Annotated in this window: 16 protein-coding genes; 6 read left to right on the top strand and 10 right to left on the bottom strand. The window is 63.9% G+C overall.

The annotated features are described in order from the left end of the window. Positions 1-47: 47 nt before the first annotated feature. From CU110_RS13025 to CU110_RS13005, 9 genes are all read right to left on the bottom strand, one after another. Positions 48-1253, bottom strand: a complete 1206-nt coding sequence (locus CU110_RS13025; RefSeq protein ID WP_084209808.1) for an MFS transporter — start codon at positions 1251-1253, stop codon at positions 48-50. 124 nt (positions 1254-1377) lie between these two features. After that, complete coding sequence (locus CU110_RS13020; protein WP_205694044.1) at positions 1378-2088, bottom strand: DUF2927 domain-containing protein; 711 nt, start codon at positions 2086-2088, stop codon at positions 1378-1380. Between the two features lie 34 nt (positions 2089-2122). Further along, a complete protein-coding gene (locus CU110_RS17275; protein ID WP_240665390.1) occupies positions 2123-2662 on the bottom strand; it encodes a hypothetical protein in 540 nt (179 codons plus the stop codon). After that, a complete protein-coding gene (locus CU110_RS17770; RefSeq protein ID WP_276317868.1) occupies positions 2607-3062 on the bottom strand; it encodes a hypothetical protein in 456 nt (151 codons plus the stop codon). Before CU110_RS17770 ends, CU110_RS17275 begins: the two co-directional genes overlap by 56 nt. Beyond that, entirely contained in the window at positions 3001-3645 is a 645-nt protein-coding gene (locus CU110_RS17765) for a hypothetical protein (protein ID WP_276317867.1), read from the bottom strand. The genes CU110_RS17770 and CU110_RS17765 overlap by 62 nt, the downstream gene beginning before the upstream one ends. Positions 3646-3911: 266 nt before the next feature. Then, a complete protein-coding gene (locus CU110_RS17265; RefSeq protein WP_240665389.1) occupies positions 3912-4427 on the bottom strand; it encodes a hypothetical protein in 516 nt (171 codons plus the stop codon). Continuing rightward, the gene (locus CU110_RS17760) at positions 4399-4881 is read right to left on the bottom strand and encodes a hypothetical protein (protein ID WP_276317866.1); all 483 of its coding nucleotides are present in this window, start codon (positions 4879-4881) and stop codon (positions 4399-4401) included. Before CU110_RS17760 ends, CU110_RS17265 begins: the two co-directional genes overlap by 29 nt. Beyond that, a complete protein-coding gene (locus CU110_RS17755; RefSeq protein ID WP_276317865.1) occupies positions 4868-5440 on the bottom strand; it encodes a hypothetical protein in 573 nt (190 codons plus the stop codon). The genes CU110_RS17760 and CU110_RS17755 overlap by 14 nt, the downstream gene beginning before the upstream one ends. Before the next feature lie 182 nt (positions 5441-5622). Next, complete coding sequence (locus CU110_RS13005) at positions 5623-7449, bottom strand: alkaline phosphatase D family protein (RefSeq protein WP_240665388.1); 1827 nt, start codon at positions 7447-7449, stop codon at positions 5623-5625. A 210-nt stretch (positions 7450-7659) separates the two neighbouring features. On the opposite strand from CU110_RS13005, the gene CU110_RS13000 reads away from it, so the two are divergent. From CU110_RS13000 to CU110_RS12985, 4 genes are all read left to right on the top strand, one after another. After that, on the top strand, positions 7660-8184 hold the full coding sequence (locus tag CU110_RS13000) for a DUF924 family protein (RefSeq protein ID WP_240665387.1): 525 nt from the start codon (positions 7660-7662) through the stop codon (positions 8182-8184). A 63-nt stretch (positions 8185-8247) separates the two neighbouring features. After that, a complete protein-coding gene (locus CU110_RS12995; RefSeq protein ID WP_084209300.1) occupies positions 8248-8493 on the top strand; it encodes a GlsB/YeaQ/YmgE family stress response membrane protein in 246 nt (81 codons plus the stop codon). A gap of 99 nt (positions 8494-8592) precedes the next feature. Continuing rightward, positions 8593-10839 (top strand): catalase HPII, encoded by a 2247-nt coding sequence (gene katE, locus CU110_RS12990; RefSeq protein ID WP_127736259.1) that lies wholly within the window; start codon positions 8593-8595, stop codon positions 10837-10839. Between the two features lie 450 nt (positions 10840-11289). After that, positions 11290-12816: a catalase gene (locus tag CU110_RS12985; protein ID WP_084209298.1), complete on the top strand. Its 1527-nt coding sequence runs from the start codon at positions 11290-11292 to the stop codon at positions 12814-12816. A 91-nt stretch (positions 12817-12907) separates the two neighbouring features. Here CU110_RS12985 and CU110_RS12980 read toward each other — a convergent pair whose 3' ends face one another. Continuing rightward, positions 12908-15052 (bottom strand): prolyl oligopeptidase family serine peptidase, encoded by a 2145-nt coding sequence (locus CU110_RS12980; protein WP_084209297.1) that lies wholly within the window; start codon positions 15050-15052, stop codon positions 12908-12910. A gap of 148 nt (positions 15053-15200) precedes the next feature. Here CU110_RS12980 and CU110_RS12975 point away from each other — a divergent pair, with 148 nt between their 5' ends. Both CU110_RS12975 and CU110_RS12970 read left to right on the top strand, forming a co-directional pair. Further along, positions 15201-17402 (top strand): vWA domain-containing protein, encoded by a 2202-nt coding sequence (locus CU110_RS12975; protein WP_164850373.1) that lies wholly within the window; start codon positions 15201-15203, stop codon positions 17400-17402. After that, entirely contained in the window at positions 17395-18303 is a 909-nt protein-coding gene (locus tag CU110_RS12970) for a class II glutamine amidotransferase (RefSeq protein WP_127736252.1), read from the top strand. The genes CU110_RS12975 and CU110_RS12970 overlap by 8 nt, the downstream gene beginning before the upstream one ends. The last annotated feature ends 8 nt before the right edge of the window (positions 18304-18311 follow it).

Genomic DNA, 18311 nt, shown 5'->3' with positions numbered 1-18311 from the left:
ATCCGGCAATGGCCAATGGCCGACGTCGTGCGCCGTGATGCTCGCCGTCAGTGCTGTATCTGCGGGCGATCGGTACGCAAGGCAAGCTGTCGCCATGCCAGCAGTGCCACGGGCAGCAGGCAGGCGGGGATCAACAGCAGGTTGAGCAACGCCCAGCCCAGCGTGCTGACCAGTGGTCCGGCCAGCAGTGCCGTCACCGCGCCTGTGGTGAAGACGAGGAACTCGTTGGCGGCCTGGGTGCGGGCCTTCTCGTTGGGGCGATGACAGCGGGTCAGCAGTGTGGTGGCGGGCAGGAAGGTGAAGTTCCAGCCGATGCCGAGCAGGATGAGGCCGAGGAAGAAGCCCTGGGTGCCGGTCAGATAGCCGGCGGCCAGCAGCTGCGCGGTGCCAAGGCTTGCCAGCAGGAAGGCGCAGCCGGTGATGATCATGGTGCCGGTGCCGAAACGTGCGGTCAGGCGTCCGGTGAAGAAGGAGGGCAGGAACATCGCGACCACATGCCACTGGATGGTGGTGGCGACGTGATCGAAGCCGTGTCCGGCATGCGCCATGGCCAGTGGCGTGGCCGTCATCGCCAGGTTCATCACCCCATAGCCGACCATCGCGCTGAGCACGGCCAGCAGGAAGGTCGGTTGGCGCAGGATCACGCCCAACGGGCGCGCGGGTTCGGGTTCATCATCGCCGTCCGACTGGGCGCTGCCTTCGCTGGGCAGCCGAATGAAGGCCAACAGCAGCAACGCCACCAGATACAGCGCTCCCAGCCCGAGAAAGCTGCCCAGGAAGGGCGTGTCGGCCAGTGCATGACTGGTGCGGGCAAGCCAGGGGCCGAAGAAGGCTGCCAGCACGCCGCCACCCATCACCAGCCCGATGGCGCGCTCCCGCTGCTCCGGGGGCGCGGCTTCCATGGCCGCGAAGCGATACAGCTGGCCGAAGCCGATCCCGATACCCACCAGCCAGGTGGAGAACAGGAACAGCCCGAAATGCTGAAGATGCAGCGCCAGCACGGCCAGCCCCGCGCCTGCCAGTCCACACAGATTGCCGAGCACGAAGCCGCGGCGTCGTCCGAGGCGTGCGGTGATCAGCGAGGCAGGGATGGTGGCGCACATCAGGCCCAGCCATTGGGTCGCGACCGGCGCGGTCGACCAGCTGCTCGAGGCAAGCTGGGCACCGATCAGCGGCGAGACCGCGATCAACAGGATGTTGCCGCTGACCAGCAAGGCCTGGCACAGCGACAACAGCGTGACGGCCAGCGGCAGGCGGGCCCGACCGGCAGTGGAGGATGAGGATGAGGATGACATGATGACGCAGCTCCGACGGATTGCGGCGCCTGGTGCGCCTGTCCTGATTATGCCTGTGCTCCGCTCAGGCGTTCCAATCCGCCTACTCTCCCGCCCATTCCCGCAGGCTACCCTTGCGCACCCGACGGACAGCGTGTGACAGCTCGCCCTGCTCGGCAAGTCGCTGGATGACCGCAGGCAGCGCGGCGCGGACCTCATCGGCTGACATGCCGGGGGAAAGTTCCGGGGCATAGAGCATCTTGAGCAGCACGTAATCCAGCGGACTCAGCCAATGATCCACCGTGACGTCGCTGAAGATGGAGGGGAACACCCTGTCCGAATCATTGGGCAATCCCATCAGCTGGGCGGTTTCCTCGATGATGCAATCCACCAGACGTCCCTTCTGGCGGGCGTAGTCGACCGGAATCAGGATCAGCCCACTGGCGATGGCCTGATTGGCCCCGGTCTTGAACAGTGTCAGGCATACGCCTTCCCGCAGTGCCTTGCGCATGCCCGGGGTGGCGGCCTGCTGCTTGCCGACGTAGGCGGCGGCCTCGCGAGTCATGTGGTCCCGGGTGATGAAGGCGATGCGCAGGTTGGCCTCTCTGGCGGAGGACACGAAACTCAGCGGCTGGCCGGTGATGGCGGAGAGATGACGAAACTGGACCTGGCTCAATTGGCGTTGCAGGCGGGCGTCACCCAGCTGCGAATCGAGCCAGACCGTGATCGGCACCTGCCAGCGGGTGAGCGAGGCGCTGCTGCCGGGCTGGTATTCACGCTTGAGCGCCACCTCCAGAAAGCTGTCCGTCAGCACATCGGCGCGCTGCCAGCGCTCGGCGGCCTGGCTGTCAGATGAAGGCCAGATAGATGGCGATCACCAGCACGACCAGCAGCAGCGCACAGACCTTGGCACCTTTCCAGGGGGTCATGTCGATGGCGCCGACATCCTGCTGGATCCATGGCTCGTCACGCGGTGCCAGCTTGCCGATGATCAGCATCATCGCGATCAGCAGCACGAACACCAGGCCGACGAAGTGGAACTCGTGGATCACGTCCAGCACGCTCGGAGAAGCGCCGGCACGAAGTAGACCACGCCGATCACCGCTGCAGCCGATCAACAGCGCCAGGTTGGCGGCGATGGTCGGCACGCGACGCGTCAGCAGGCCCATCAGTACCACGGCGAAGATCGGGATGAAGTAGATGGCATTCATCTTCTGCAGGTAACCGAACAGGCTCTCCTGACCGGCCAGCAGCGGCGCGAGGGTCATGGAAGCGATCGCCAGCACCCAGCCGAAACCCTTGGAGACCTTGACCACTTCCTCGTCGCTGGCATCACGGCTGCAGGTGCGCCTTGTAGATGCCGGTGGAGAACAGCGTGGTGGTGGCATTCAGCGCCGAGTTGAAGGATGACAGGATCGCCCCGACCATCGCGGCGGCGAAGAAGCCGGTCAGCGGTGCGGGCAGCACGTCGAACACCAGCTGGCCGTAGGCGCTGTCGGCCTTGACGCCGGAAGAGGCGTAGAGGTGATAGGCGATGATGCCGGGAATCACCAGATACAGCGGGCCCAGCAGCTTGAGTGCGCCGGTCAGCAGCACGCCTTTCTGACCCTCGGCGAGGGTCTTGGCGGCGAAGGTGCGCTGGATGATCTGCTGATTGGTACACCAGTAGAAGAAGTTGATGATCATCACGCCGGTGAACAGGGTCGAGAAGGGCACCGACTGGTCTTCACTGCCCATGGAATTGAATTTCTCGGGATTGGCGGCGGTCAGCGTGTCCCAGCCAGCCATCACGCCCTGGCCGTCGCTCATCGGCATCGAGACCGAACCAGACGATCAGCATGCCGCCGATCAACAGTCCCACGCCGTTCAGGGTGTCGGAGATGGCGATGGAGCGCATGCCACCGAACAGCGCATAGATGGCGCCGATGATGCCGACCACCCAGATGGTACCGATCCACAGCAGTGCATTGGGTGAGCCGATGCCGGTAAGAGAGGGCAGATCCAGCATGCCCTGCAGGCCGATGGCACCGGAGTACAGGATGATCGGCAGCAGGATCACCGCATAGGCGAACAGGAAGATGAGGTTGGTGATCAGCTCGGTGCTGCGCCCGTAACGCAGCGCCAGCAGTTCCGGCAGGGTGGTGATGCCGCTCTTGAGGAAGCGTGGCAGGAAGAACAGCGCCATCACCACCATCGCCAGCACCGCCATGACCTCCCAGGCCATCACCGACAGACCATCGGTGAAGGCGGCGCCATTCAGACCGACCATCTGTTCGGTGGACAGGTTGGTCATCAGCAGCGAGCCCGCGATCAGCGGGAAGGTCAGACTGCGTCCGGCGAGGAAATAGCCGGTGGAATGGCGAGGTGTCATCGCGATGTGTCCACCACCAGGTCAAGGCGGCGACCAGGCCGGTAAAGAACACGAAAGAAACAAGGGTAAGGGCGTGCATGGGAGGAGGGTTCCTTCAGTCCAGCAGTATCGATGCAATGCACACAGCGAGCTGTGTCATCGTCCGTGACGAGACTCACCGGTAACATTCGCGGCAAGTCTGGCGACAGTGTAGGTATCTCCCGAGTTCCTGCTATCCGCCATTTGTAGAACATACGTTGGTTTCGGGGCTTGGCTCGCTGCAGTGCTCAGCCGGCGAAGGCCAGATAGATGATCATCACCAGTATGAGAAGAATGATGCTGGCGATGCGCGTGCCGGCCCAGGGCGTCATGTCGATGGCACCGACATCCTGCTGGATCCAGGGTTCGGCACGCGGTGCCAGCTTGCCGATCACCAGCATCAGGGCGATCAACAGCACCAGCACGATGGCGATGAAGTGGAAGTTGTGCACCTTGTCGACCACGCTCGGAGAAGCACCGGCACGAAGTAGAACAGGCCGATGACCGCTACAGCCCAGCACCAGCGCCAGATTGGCGGCGATGGCCGGCACGCGCCTGGAGAGAAGTCCGACCACGATCACCGCCAACAGCGGGATGTAGTAGATGGAGTTCACCTTCTGGATATAGACGAACAGGCTTTCCTGAGTCGCCAGCAGCGGCGCGATGGTCATCGCGGCGGCTGCCATGATCCAGCCCGCCCATTTGGACGCCTTGACCACCTCTTCATCGCTGGCATCACGGCTTGAGGCGTGCCTTGTAGACATCGAGACTGAACAGCGTGGCGGTGGAGTTGAGCGCCGAGTTGAAGGACGACAGGATCGCGCCGACCATCGCCGCGGCGAAGAAGCCGGTCAGCGGGGCAGGCAATACATCGAAGACCAGGCGACCGTAGGCGGCGTCAGCCTTGATGCCATCACCGGCGTAGAGCTGGAAGGCGATGATGCCCGGCAGTACCAGGTACAGCGGGCCCAGCAGCTTGAGCGCGCCGGTCAGCAGCACCCCCTTCTGGCCTTCGGCCAATGTCTTGGCGGCGAAGGTACGCTGGATGATCTGCTGGTTGGTACACCAGTAGAACATGTTGAGCAGCAGCACCCCGGTGAACAGGGTCGAGACCGGCACTGACTGGTCATCACCGCCCAGCGAATTGAGCTTCTCCGGGTGGGTCTCCTTGAGTGTCTCCCACCCGGCGAGAATACCGTTGCCATCACTGATCCGCATCCAGCCCGTAGTAGACGATGATCATTCCGCCGATCAGCAGCCCGATACCGTTCAGGGTGTCGGAGATGGCGATGGAGCGCAGACCGCCGAAGAGGGCATAGATGGCCCCTGCGATGCCGACGGCGATCACGGTACCGGTCAACAGCAGTCCATCTGGTGAATCGATGCCGGTCAGGGCGTGCAAATCCAGCACGCCCATCAGGCCGAGGGCGCCGGAATAGAGGATGCTGGGCAGCAGGATGATGGCGTAGGCCAGCATGAAGATCAGGTTGGCCAGCAGCTGGGTGGTGCGATCGAAACGCAGTGCCAGCAGCTCCGGCAGGGTAGTGATGCCGCTCTTGAGGAAGCGTGGCAGAAAGAACATGGCCATCGCGACCAGCGAGACCACGGCCACCACCTCCCAGGCCATCACGGAGAGGCCATCGGTGAAGGCGGCCCCGTTCAGGCCCACCATCTGCTCGGTGGAGAGATTGGTCATCAGCAGGGAGCCTGCGATGATCGGGAAGGTCAGACTGCGGCCGGCAAGAAAGTAGCCGGTGGAATGGCGATGTGTCGTCACGACGGGTCAGCCACCAGGTGATCACGGCGACCAGCCCCGTGAAGAACACGAAGGAGCTCAGGGTGAGGGCATTCATGGCGTTATCCTTGTTGAACAACAGGGCTCGGAGGCCTGCCTGCTCAGTTGCCCATCACCCGATTGGCCTGCCTCACCGTTGGCGCGCGGTACCTCGAGGCAGGCGGTCAGTGATCGACAACCAGCGTGCCGATCAGTGTCAGAGAAATGCGCTCACCTCTCCATTGACAATTTGTCTGACATTTTTCCCCAATTGTCTGAAGCGTGCAGACATAGCCAGGCGTCAGCACCTTCTGATAGAGCGAGGCGCCGTGGATATCCTTGAGCGTGACGGTCAGTGCTTCGCTTTCGGGATCAAGATCCACCTGACCGAAGAACTGGAACCCTTCGCTGGGCGACATGTTGGCACGACCTTCCGGCGGTGCCTTCACGAATTCCAGTCTTGGCCCGAAGGTATTGTCCAGCTCGCCAGGGCCGTAGGTGCCGGCATGGATCGGCCCGCTGACGAATTCCCAGAACGGCGTGAACTCCTTGAAGACGGCGCGCTCGGGCGAGTAGTGGTGCGCGGCGGTGTAATGGACATCCGCCGTCAGCCACACCAGGTTCTGGATGTCGTGATCGCGCACGAACTTCAGCAGCTCCGCGACTTCCTGTTCGCGTCCCAGCGCCTCACCATCGCCATTGGCACCGTTCTCGAAATTGTCGCCGTCACGCACCAGCAGGCCGATGGGCATGTCGGAGGCGATGATCTTCCAGGTGGCGGTGCTGGCCTTGAGCGACTGCTTGAGCCATGCCAGCTGATCGCGCCCCAGGAAGTCGGTCTTGGGGCCACGCCCGGACTGGCGATTGGCGGAATTGGGGCCGCGGAAGCTGCGCATGTCGAGCATGAACATCTCGAGCCCCGGGCCGAAGCTGAAGTTGCGGTGGATGCGTTCCGGCGCGGCTGGACCGGTCCGCAGCGGCATGTTCTCGAGGAAGGCACGACGCGCATTGGCGGACAGCACGTCGAGATTCTTCTCGGTGTAGCGGTCATCCTCGAGAATCTCGCCCGGATACCAGTTGTTGGTGGTCTCGTGGTCATCCCACTGGGCGAACATCGGCACCTCGGCATTGAAGCGACGCAGGTTCTCATCCATCAGGTTGTAGGCGTACTGACCACGATACTCGTCCAGGGTCTCGGCGACCTTGGACTTGGCCGGCGTGACGATATTGCGCCACAGGCTGCCATCGTGCTGAGTGACGCTCTCCTCGAGCGGGCCATCGGCGTAGATGGTGTCGCCGGAATGCAGGAAGAAGTCCGGCTTGACCTGACGCATCGTCTCGTAGAGGCGCAATCCACCGAAATCCGGGTTGATCCCCCAGCCCTGGCCGACGGTGTCACCGGACCACACGAAACGCAGCGCACGTGGTGTCTGAACGCCGGGCGGCAATACCAGACGCCCGGTGGTCGCCTCACTGATGGCGCGGTGGTCATCCAGTGCCGCATAGCGTACCCGGTAGAAGACTTCACCGCTGGCATTGGCGCGGGTGTTGATGCGGGTCAGATCCAGCTTGCTGGTCAGGCCGTCGGCCGGCAAGGCCACGGGGCCGCGCATCTGGAAGGCGCCACGCATCTCGATGTTGTCGGCCAGCTCGATCAGCATGCGGGCCGGCTTGTCGGTCTGACTCCACAGCATGGCGCGGCTGGCGGTCACGTCGCCGCTCATCACGCCAGAGGGCATGCCCGGGCGACGGCCCTCGGCCATCACGATGGCCGGGGCGCCCAGCAGGCCTGAGCTTGCCAGCAGGCCTACGCCGGCACCCTGAAGGCCACGGCTCAGCAGGCGTCGGCGGTCCATTCGCGAAGGTGCGCCGGCGCGTGCGGCATGCGAGTCACCGGGGCTCGCGTTCGCGTCGTCCTGCGAGGTGGGCGAGGCAGGTGTCGTGCGCGAGGGGGAGGCAGGTGTCGTGCGCGAGGAGCGGGAAGGTAGCAGATCAGACAGACGGCGGGACATGAAGGGCTTCCTTGTTACGGTCTGGCATCAGGATGGCAGCGGCGGCAAAGGTGCCGCGGTGGCTGACAGGGCTCACGGGAGAGGCTACTTTCCATGCTCAAGATGACGATCAGGTGTCAGAACCATGATCGCCATGCAGTCCCGTGAACCGGCACCGCGCCATCGGATGCCGACAGGCTGATCGCGGATAGCCATCCCCAGGCACGGCCGGTGCTCGCACATTGGTTCACTCGACTGACGCCCAAGGACTGGTTTCGCAAGAGCGAGGCCCTCGATGCTCAGCTGCGTGAACGGTTCGCGGAGCTTCTCGAGCAGGCACTGGTCTGTGAACTGTGGGAGTGGCGCACCACTCCCGGTGGTCGGCTGGCGGAAATCCTGGTGCTGGACCAGTTCGCGCGCAATATCCATCGCGATACCCCGCGCGCCTTCAGTGGCGACAGCCTGGCACTCGCGCTCTCCCAGCAGGCCGTGGCGCTGGGGGATCTCGAACGCCTCCCGCTGGCCTGGCAACCCTTCGTCATCATGCCGTGGATGCACAGCGAGTCGTTGCGTGTCCATGAACACGCTGAAGCGCTGTTTGCACGCCCAGGGCTCGAGGACACGCTGCGCTTCGAGCGACGGCATGCGGACATCGTGCGTAGATTCGGCCGTTACCCGCACCGCAACGCGATTCTCGGCCGTGTTTCCACGCCACAGGAGGAGGCATTTCTTCGCCAGCCCGGCTCCTCGTTCTGACAATCGGGAAATCTGACCCTTTGGCGTACAGCGCCACTTCATCCGCAAGAAAGGAGACAGCAGATGGGTATCATTCTTGGATTGATCATCGGTGGTCTGGCTGGCTGGATCGCAGGCAACATCATGCGTGGCGGCAGCTTCGGCATTCTCGGCAACATCGTCGTCGGTGTGGTCGGTGGCCTGCTGGGCAGCGTCATCTTCAAGCTGCTGGGGCTGGCCTCCACCGGCATCATCGGCTCGCTGGTCGTCTCGATCGTGGGGGCGGTGGTATTGCTGTGGATCGTCTCGAAGGTCAAGTCCAAGGCCTGACGATGCGGCGCCGCTGACAGGACATCGCAAGGCCGAATCAACTTCGACGCCATCCCGGATGGCGCGTTGCAGATCTAGCGAAAACAGGAGCGTTTGAGCATGGCGAGCAATGAGCACGATTCAGCATCCTCACCCCAGTCAAATGCCGACAGCGCCAAGTGCCCGTACCACGAGGGCCAGAACCGCTCGGCAGACGCGGAGAACCCCTATACCCATCCCAATCGCAACGGGCCACATGACACCCAGCCCAATGCCGGGGATGGCAAGGCCAAGGACGAGGCGCTGGAGACCTATCGCGCGGATGCCGAGGGGCATGACCTGCGTACCAATCAGGGATTGCGCATCGCGGACAACCACAACTCGCTGAAGGCGGGGGAACGCGGTCCGACCCTGATGGAAGATTTCATCTTCCGCGAGAAGATGAACCACTTCGACAACGAGCGTATTCCGGAGCGTATCGTCCACGCGCGTGGCGCGGCCGCGCACGGGTATTTTCAGGCGTACGACAATGCCGCCAGGTACTCCAAGGCCGGCGTGTTCCGTGATCCGTCGAAGAAGACACCGGTGTTCGTGCGTTTTTCCACCGTACAGGGCTCGCGCGGCTCCAATGACACCGTCCGTGACGTGCGCGGCTTCGCGACCAAGTTCTATACCGATGAAGGCAACTGGGATCTGGTCGGCAACGACATCCCGGTGTTCTTCATCCAGGATGCCATGAAGTTTCCGGACTTCGTGCACGCGGTGAAACCGGAGCCGCACAACGAGATTCCCCAGGGGCAGTCGGCCCACGACACCTTCTGGGATTTCGTGTCGCTGATGCCGGAAACCACCCACACCGTGCTGTGGACCATGTCGGATCGTGCCTTCCCGCGCCATTACCGCAACATGGAAGGCTTCGGCGTGCATACCTTCCGTCTGATCGACCGTGAAGGCGTGTCGCGCTTCGTCAAGTTCCACTGGAAGCCGGTGGCGGGTACCTGCTCGCTGATCTGGGATGAAGCCCAGAAGCTGTGGGGACGTGACCCGGACTTCAATCGCCGCATGATGTGGGATGACATCAAGAACGGTGCGCCGCTGGAGTGGGAACTGGGCATCCAGGTGGTGGAAGAGAAGGATGAACACAGCTTCGATTTCGACATCCTCGACCCGACCAAGCTGATCCCCGAATCGCTGGTGCCGGTGGTGCCGATCGGCAAGATGGTGCTGGATCGCAATCCGGACAACTACTTCGCCGAGACCGAGCAGGTGGCCTTCAATCCGGCCAACATCGTGCCGGGTATCGACTTCTCCAATGACCCGCTGCTGCAGGGGCGTCTGTTCTCCTATCTGGATACCCAGATGCTGCGTCTTGGTGGCCCGAACTTCCACGAGATCCCCATCAATCAGCCGGTGTGTCCGTTCCACAACAACCAGCGCGATGCCCAGCATCGTCAGACCATCAACACCGGGCAGGCGTCCTACGAGCCGAACTCCATCGATGGTGGCTGGCCCTCCGAGACGCCGCCGCCTGCGGATGAACATGGCGGCTACGAGCCACATCATGAGCGCATCGAGGCGCACAAGGTGCGTGCGCGCAGTGCCTCCTTCGGGGATCACTACTCCCAGGCCACCCTGTTCTGGAACAGCCAGACCGAGGTGGAGAAGGAGCACATCATCGCGGCCTACACCTTCGAGCTCTCCAAGGTCGAACGCCCGTGGATCCGAGAGCGGGTGATCACCGAGATCCTGCCCAACATCGATCTGGAGCTGGCGCGTCGTGTCGGTGAGAACCACGGTATCGAGGCGCCCACCACCCAGCCGGCGCCGAAAGGGGAGCTGGGCACCAGTCAGGTCGAGAGCGACCCGGCGCTGAGCCTGATGGCGCGCATGCCCGACAGCATCGCGACCCGCAAGGTGGCGATTCTGGCGGCCGATGGCGTGACGATGGAAGATGTGCGCTCCATCCAGAAGCAGCTCAGCGATGAAGGCGCCGAAGGGCTGCTGATCGCGCCGAGCATGGCACCGATCAAGGCCAGCGATGGCAGCATGCTGGCGCCGGACGCGATGCTCAATGGTCTGCCGTCCGTGGCGGTGGATGGCGTGGTCGTGGCCGGTGGCGAGGGCAGCGTCAAGGCGCTGGCCGCATCAGGGCTCGGCCTCTACTACGTGCAGGAGGCTTACAAGCACCTCAAGCCCATCGTGGCGATCAGTGAAGGCAAGGAATTGCTGGCCGCCGCGCGCGTGCCGGTCGAGGAGGGCGTCATCCTGGTGGATGATGTGCTCGCCGCCAGCCTGCCACTGCGTGATGCCCTGTTGGCTCACCGTGTGTGGTCGCGTGATGCGCGTGCCAATCAGATGCCAGCATGAGGCGCTGACGCCCCAAAAGGCATGATGTGAGCCACCAAGCCCCCTGACCTTTGAAGGTCAGGGGGCTTTTTCATGGTCATGATGCGGTCATTTGTGGGCGTGAAGATGGGGTGGCGGTGAAAGGTGTAAACAAGGTTGGTGATGCCGTTGGGTTGAGTGCCGTCCTGCGGTTCACGCCGCTGAGAGTGGCTGATAGGCTCGGTGATAGGGGCTGATTATCGAAGGTATGCTGGTAATTGATTATCGCTAGAAGTACCAGGTGCGTAAGGTAAGCAGGCATCAAGGGGCCACAAGCCAGCACATGCCGGGCAGGCATCGGCCCCGACCCGATTCGACAATGGGCTGCAGGCTTTCACATCAAGCAGCGCATGAAAATGTGACATCAGCAGCATCTGGCCTTGCCAGTCGAGTTTGATAGCGCTTTTTTCTACCTGACAGGAGAACGTCAACATGTCCCAGACTCCACGCTATACCACTGGTAACGGCGCCCCGGTGCCTCACGATGACATCAGCCAGACAGCGGGCCCGAATGGCTCACTGACCTTCGACAACTGGCGTCTTTTCGAGAAGCTGGCGCACTTCAACCGTGAGCGCATTCCGGAGCGTGTCGTCCACGCCCGCGGCGTTGCCGCCTACGGCACCTTCACCCTGACCCGTGACCTGTCTGACCTGACCATTGCCCGCTTCCTGCAGGGCGTCGGCAAGCAGACCCCGATGCTGGCACGTTTCTCCACCGTGGCCGGTGGTCAGGACAGCGGCGACAACACTCGTGACGTGCGCGGCTTCTCCCTGAAGTTCTACACCGAGGAAGGCAACTGGGACATGGTCGGCAACAACACGCCGGTGTTCTTCATCCGCGAGCCATCCAAGTTCCCTGACTTCATCCACACCCAGAAGAAAGACCCGCGCACCAACATGGTCGACTGGCAGAACCGCTGGGAGTTCTGGGCCAACCATCCGCAGGCGCTGCATCAGGTCACCATCCTGATGTCCGACCGCGGTATCCCGAAGTCGTTGACCACCATGAACGGCTACAGCTCGCATACGCTGAGCCTGTGGAACGACAAGGGCGAGCGTGTCTGGGTCAAGTGGCACTTCAAGACCGACCAGGGCCACGAGACACTGACCGATGACGAAGCGGCACAGGTCGCACCGGACTTCCACCAGCACGACATGTTCACCCGCCTCGAGCGTGGCGAGCGTCCGAGCTGGACCGTCAACCTCCAGGTGATGACTGAGCAGCAGGCGCGCGACTACCACATCAACCCCTTCGATCTGACCAAGGTGTGGCCGCACGGTGACTTCCCGCTGATGGAAGTCGGCAAGATGGAACTCAATCGCAACCCGGAGAACTACTTCGCGGAAGTCGAGCAGTCCGTCTTCTCACCGTCCAACTTCGTGCCGGGTATCGGCGCCTCCCCGGACCGCGTGCTGCAGGCACGTCTGTGGGCCTACGCCGATGCACACCGCTATCGCGTCGGTGCCAACGCCGAGCAGCTGCCGGTCAACCGTCCGGTCTGCCCGGTCAACCACTACCAGCGTGATGGCGTGATGGCGGGCATGTGCCCGGTCACCGGTCACGGTGGCGGTCCGCTGGGCGGCCAGGTCGGCCAGGGTGTGCCGGGAGAGACGAAGGAAGGTGGCCAGTACTCGCGCACCAACTTCTACCCCAACGAGCGTGCCGATCACGGCGCCCCGGTGCCGGACGCCACTGTTGCCGAGCCGCCGATGCCGCTGGAGCAGAACGCCTGGATGGGCTATCACGACAACAGCGATGAGGATAACTACAGCCAGGCCGGCAATCTCTACCGCCTGTTCGATGAAGGTCAGAAGTCGCGCATCACGGACGTCATCGCCGGCACCATGGTGGGTGTCAGCCACGTCGTGCAGGACAAGATGATCGCGCACTTCCGCCAGGCGGATGCCGACTACGGCGAGCGTGTCGCGACCAAGCTGGCCAGACTCGATCCGCGCTGAGTCAGTCATGTTGCACCCTTCGTCAGGTCAGTCATGACCCTTTGAGCTGACGAAAACCTCAAGGCCCCCGCCGGTTACCCGGCGGGGGCCTTCAGCCGTTGCTGCGGGCGGTCGTTTCGCTGCCTGCTTTCTCACACACGCCCAGTGCCCACAGCAGGAAGGCATCCTGCCGGGCGTTGTCACGCCAGGCCTTGAAGCGACCCGAGGCACCGCCATGACCGGAACTCATGTCGGTGCGCAGCAGCACCGGATGCGGCGTGCAGTCCATCTGGCGCAGGCGGGCATACAGCTTGGCCGGTTCCCAGTAGGGCACGCGGGTATCGTGCCAGCTGCCCTGCAGGAACAGCGGCGGGTAGGGGGCGGCGCTCAGGTTGTCCAGCGGGGAATAGGCGCGGATGCGACGCCGCGCCTCGCTCTCGTGCGGGTTGCCCCATTCGGTGTATTCCGCGGTGGTCAGCGGCAGCTCCGGATTTTCCATGGTGCGCAGCACGTCCACGAAGGGCACATCGAGCACCGCGGCGCAGAAGGCCTCGGGACGCTTGTTGAGGCTGGCCCCGACCAGCAGGCCACCGGCGCTGGCACCGTAGGCGGCAATGCGCTCCGCGGCCCCGACGCCTTGCTCGACCAGCGCATCCCGCGCGGCGAGGAAGTCATTGAAGCTGTTTTCCTTGTGCTCCAGCTTGCCGGCCAGATACCAGGGCTCGCCACGATCCCCACCGCCGCGCACGTGGGCGACGGCAAAGGCGACGCCACGGCTGAGAAGCTCCAGCCGCGCGATGGAGAACCAGGGGTCCAGTGTCTCGCCGTAGGCACCATAGCCATAGAGCAGTACCGGCAGCGGGGCGTGGGGGATACCCTCGCCATCACACAGGTCACGGCGCATCACCACCGAGACGGGCACCTGCTCGCCATCGTCGGAGGTGGCCCACAGACGACGGCTGATCAACTGCTCTGGCGCGAGATCGCCATGCACGGTCTGGCGCTTGAGCAAGGTGCGCTCACCCGTGTCAAGGTCCAGCTCGATCCAGCTCGGCGGCGTGGTGAAGCTTTCCTCACGGATGCGCAGGCGGCGAGCGTCGAAGTGCGGGCAGTCGCCCAGCCCCTGGCTCAGCGGTTGCTCCGGCATCGCCAGGCGTTCGTCGCGGCAGATCGTTTGCGTAGGCGCCGTGCCCTCGAATTCGATCACGCGCAGCCAGGCCTGGGCCTGACGGTGATCGCGTTCATCGACCATCAGGCCCCAGGAAAACGCCTCCACGCCTTCCAGCGTCACGTCGTCGCGAGTGGTGATCAGCGGCTGCCAGTCGCCGGGGGCATGCTCGGTGGCGATATCCAGCTGGAAATGCGGCGCCTCCTTGTTGTGCAGCACATAGAAGTGGCCGGGGCGGTGATCGATGCCATATTCGACGCCTGTCTCGCGTGCGCGCACCAGCGTCATCTCGCCCAGTGGGGCCGCGGCCGGCAGCAGCCAGGATTCACTGGTGTCCTTGGACGCGGTTTCCAGTACCAGCCAGTCCCGTGAACGGGTCTTGCCCATGCCGACCCAGAATTCGCTGTCTTCCTCACGGTAGAGCAGCGTCTCGGCACGGCTCTCGATGTCCAGACACCAGATCTCGAAGGGGCGCTGGGTGCTGTCATAGCGCGTGAACAGCAGGTGCTGACCGTCCTCGGCCCACACCAGGTCCGGCCCGATATCCTCCAGCAGACATTCATCGTCCTGCCCTGCAGGCTGGGCCTCGCCACGCACTGGCGTGCGCGCGTCGCGGTCAACCGCGCTCAGTGTTGCAAGCCGCAGGCTGAACACCTCGTCGCCGCTGGTGTCCAGAGTCCATGCCAGTCGTTGCTCATCGGGCGAAATGGCCATGTCGCCCAGTTCGACAAAATCGTGATGGCGCGACAGGGCCTGCAGGTCCAGCAGACATTCATGGCGCGAGCGATCCGTGGGGTCCGCCTCCAACGGATGGCGCCACCAGACGGGATACTCCGCGTCAGCGGCGGTCTCGCTCCAGTAGACGTGATGGTCGAGGGCTTCCGGCAGACTGGAAACGGCGAGTTCGCGACGAGCCAGATGTCCGGTGTAGAGGGCGTCAGTCAGTGACTCGAGTGGCGTGAACCAGGTATCGCTCTCGGCATTGGCGGCCTCGAGAAAGGCCTTTACCTCTGGTGTGTCGCGCGCTTCAAGCCAGTGCCAGTGGGGGTCTTCGGCACGATAATGACGCTGGACGGGGCTGTCGGACATGGCTACCTCTTGAATGTCGTGTGCCCGAGTGTGTCGGGCGGGCTTGGAGTGTAACATTGAGCCTGTCCCACAGCGTTCGCAAGCCCTTGCCGCGAGCGGCATGTCGCGTCCCTGGTCTCGCCAGGAAGTTCTGACAGGAGTGAAGGGCATGTTGATTTCGGATTCTCTGCCGCAGATGTGGCTGATCTATCTTGGCCTGGCGGCAGTGGTCTTGGTGACCGGTTATCTGGCGGTTCGCGCCTTGCCGCGCTTCATACGCTGGATCGTGGTGGGAGCGGTGGCCGGCATGATCGCGGTGCCGACCGGTTTTCACGTGACGGCCAGCGTGCCGGAAGATTCCTATGGTGGTACGGCGCCAGCCATCGTGGCCTTCGCGGTGAGCCTGATCCAGAAGGATGGCAGCGGCATGGCCTCGGCCTTTGCCATGCTGGTACTGGGCATCGGAGCGGGCGTCGCGGCCGGTCTCGGCATCTGGTGGCTGGGACGTGGCCGTGAGCAGCGTCGGCGTGCAGCGCCGGGCAAGACACCGGATCTGCGCATGGCCATCGATGTCTCGGGCAGCATGAAGCACAACGACCCGGCCAATCTGCGCGCCAGTGCGCTGGATCTGCTGGTGACGCTGTTGCCGGAGCGCTCGCATGCCGGGGTATGGGGCTTCGGTGAGCAGGTACAGTCACTGCTGGCGCTGGGGGCGGTGGATGCCGGCTGGAAGCGGTCTGCCCGCGGACTCGAGAGCCGTCTCGACGACTATGAGCAGTACACGGATCTGGAGGCGGGCCTGCGCGCCGCTGCCCAGGGAAATGATGCCGGCGTGGGTGGTGATGCACCGCGTCAGATCATCCTGCTCTCCGATGGCATGGTCGACCTGCGTGAGCCGAGCACCCGCAAGGCCGCCGCGGACAGCGCCTCGCGTCAGCGCATCACGGATGAGCTGACGCCGCAGCTTGCCGCCCACGACATCACGGTGCATACGGTGGCGCTGTCGCGCAATGCCGATGTGGATCTGCTTCAGCAGATCGCGGACGGTACCGGCGGCCTGGCGACGGTCGCCGAGAGCCCGGAAGACCTGTTGCGTGCCTTCCTCGCGGCGCTGGATCGCATCGTGCCCGGTGAGCAGGTACCGCTGAACGACAAGCACTTCGTGATCGATGACAGCGTGCAGGAATTCACCGCCCTGGTCTTCCACGGCCCCGATGATCGCTCGCCGGTGCTGATTTCGCCGCAGGGGCAGCGTTACCGTCTCGCCGACCAGGCGTCACTGCCGGAAGGGGTGCGCTGGGAGCACCAGCCGCGTTATGACCTGATCACCGTGACGGACCCCCAGACCGGCAAGTGGCAGCTCGAGGGTGAGGTGGGGGCCGATAGCCGCATCACGATCGTCTCGGAACTGGCATTGGTATCACGGCCCCTGCCTGCCACGCTCTATCGGGGTTTCGACTACTCGCTGACCGCATCGCTGGTCGATGGCGCGCGCGCCGTCAATGATGAGGACTTCCTGGCGACGCTGGATGGCAATGCACGTCTGGTGCCGGAGCAGGATGTGCAGGAGGGAGAAGGCGCGGCGGAGGATGTCACCACCGCGCAGCAGCGAGGCCTTGAGCGTGACGGCGCCGACTTCCATGTCGACATGCCGGCCCCCGACCAGCTCGGTGGCGCCCGCCTGACCCTGACCGTGATGGGCTATCGCGACAATGCCTCCTTCGCGCGCCAGCTCAGTCAGCGTACCAGCGTGGTGGACCCGCTGCTGGTCGAGCCCGTCGGCGCTGACCCGCGTACCGGCAAGTCGCCTGACGCGCTGGAAGTCAGTGCGCGTCATCCGCTGCTCAATACCGCCAACACGCGTCTGGTCGCGACGCTGCATGGGGAGGCCCTGAGCGTGGCGGAGGATGGCGAGCGGCAATGGCGCATCGACCTGCCGCCCCTGGACTCGGATGTCCAGGCGGATGTGCAGATCAGCGCGCGTCTCGCGCTCGACGGAGCTCCGCCGGTGCTGGACCTCGCGCCCTATACCCTCAATGCGGACGCGGCGCGTCGGGCGGCCAATCTGGATCGCACACCCATCGAGGGGGAGCGCTTCGGTGAGATCGAGGGGCTGGATCAGGCCGGGGAAGATGCGCCGGAAGACCTCAATGCCCTGTTGATGAAGGGCCGTCTGCCCATCGACAAGGTACCGGCGTTGATCGGCCAGTGGTTCGAGGGCGCTTCCGACTTCGCGCGCCAGGAAGCCGGCTCTGCCCGGAGCCGCATGATCGCCTATGCCGTGGCCGGTGCATTCGGCCTGCTGATGCTGATCCTGCTGGTGCGCCGCATGACACGCAAACCGACCCGACGGGAGGAACCCCATGTGTGAGCTGCTTGGCATGAGTGCCAATGTTCCGACCGATATCTGCTTCAGCTTCGCGGGCTTTCTGCAACGCGGGGGTGGTACCGGCCCGCACCGCGATGGCTGGGGTATCGCCTTCTATGAAGAGGGTGGCTATCGCGAATTCCGTGACCCGCACCCTTCAGTGGATTCGCCCATCGCGCGGATGATTCTCGACTATCCCATCAAGTCACAGATGGTGATCAGTCATATCCGCCAAGCCAATGTCGGCCAGGTGACGTTGGCCAATACCCACCCGTTCACGCGGGAGTTGTGGGGGCGCCAGTGGTGCTATGCCCACAATGGGCAGCTGGCGGACTGGCAAACGCTTCCCTTGCCGTACTATCGCCCCGTGGGCAGCACGGACAGCGAGCACGCCGCCTGTTTCCTGCTCGGCGAGATCCGCCGTGCCTTCCCGGAACCGCCCTCTCGCTGTGAGGACCTGTGGCGTCACCTGCATGCCCAGTGCGAGCGTCTGCGTGCGCTGGGGGTCTTCAATCTGCTGCTCTCCGATGGCGTGCATCTCTACGCCTACTGCTCCACCAAGCTTGCGCACATCACGCGCCGAGCGCCCTTCGGGCAGGCGAGCCTCACCGATTTCGAGATGAGCGTCGACTTCCAGCAACACACCACCGATGCCGATGTGGTGTCGGTGATCGCCACCGACCCGCTGACCGACAACGAGCAATGGCAGCGGCTGCTGCCCGGGCAGCTGGTCGTGTTTCGGGAAGGTGAGCTGGTCGCCAGTCTTGGCGGTGAGTTGCCGCTGAGTCAGGAAGAGCAGGCAGGGGCAGGCCGAGAGCGGGGCGGTCGATCGCACCGCCACTGCGCGTCGCAAGCCGGACTGGCTGGCCTCGGACCTGAGTTGCTGATGCCTGCTGAGCGCTAGAAAAGTCG

Source organism: Cobetia sp. ICG0124 (assembly GCF_004006355.1).
Classification (GTDB): Bacteria; Pseudomonadota; Gammaproteobacteria; order Pseudomonadales; family Halomonadaceae; genus Cobetia; species Cobetia marina.
Note: the sequence above shows the minus strand (reverse complement) of the source record. Positions and strands in the feature narration are given on the sequence as shown.

What these genes read in the sequence shown, in the direction of transcription:
- CU110_RS12975 (WP_164850373.1), top strand. Translation starts at nt 15,201, where the DNA reads ATGTTGATTTCGGATTCTCTGCCGCAGATGTGGCTGATCTATCTTGGC.
- CU110_RS12995 (WP_084209300.1), top strand. Translation starts at nt 8,248, where the DNA reads ATGGGTATCATTCTTGGATTGATCATCGGTGGTCTGGCTGGCTGGATC.
- CU110_RS17265 (WP_240665389.1), bottom strand. Translation starts at nt 4,427, where the DNA reads ATGTCTACAAGGCACGCCTCAAGCCGTGATGCCAGCGATGAAGAGGTG.
- CU110_RS17770 (WP_276317868.1), bottom strand. Translation starts at nt 3,062, where the DNA reads ATGGCTGGCTGGGACACGCTGACCGCCGCCAATCCCGAGAAATTCAAT.
- CU110_RS17760 (WP_276317866.1), bottom strand. Translation starts at nt 4,881, where the DNA reads ATGCGGATCAGTGATGGCAACGGTATTCTCGCCGGGTGGGAGACACTC.
- CU110_RS12980 (WP_084209297.1), bottom strand. Translation starts at nt 15,052, where the DNA reads ATGTCCGACAGCCCCGTCCAGCGTCATTATCGTGCCGAAGACCCCCAC.
- CU110_RS12985 (WP_084209298.1), top strand. Translation starts at nt 11,290, where the DNA reads ATGTCCCAGACTCCACGCTATACCACTGGTAACGGCGCCCCGGTGCCT.
- CU110_RS12970 (WP_127736252.1), top strand. Translation starts at nt 17,395, where the DNA reads ATGTGTGAGCTGCTTGGCATGAGTGCCAATGTTCCGACCGATATCTGC.
- CU110_RS17275 (WP_240665390.1), bottom strand. Translation starts at nt 2,662, where the DNA reads ATGCCACCACCACGCTGTTCTCCACCGGCATCTACAAGGCGCACCTGC.
- CU110_RS13005 (WP_240665388.1), bottom strand. Translation starts at nt 7,449, where the DNA reads ATGTCCCGCCGTCTGTCTGATCTGCTACCTTCCCGCTCCTCGCGCACG.
- katE (WP_127736259.1), top strand. Translation starts at nt 8,593, where the DNA reads ATGGCGAGCAATGAGCACGATTCAGCATCCTCACCCCAGTCAAATGCC.
- CU110_RS17765 (WP_276317867.1), bottom strand. Translation starts at nt 3,645, where the DNA reads ATGACACCTCGCCATTCCACCGGCTATTTCCTCGCCGGACGCAGTCTG.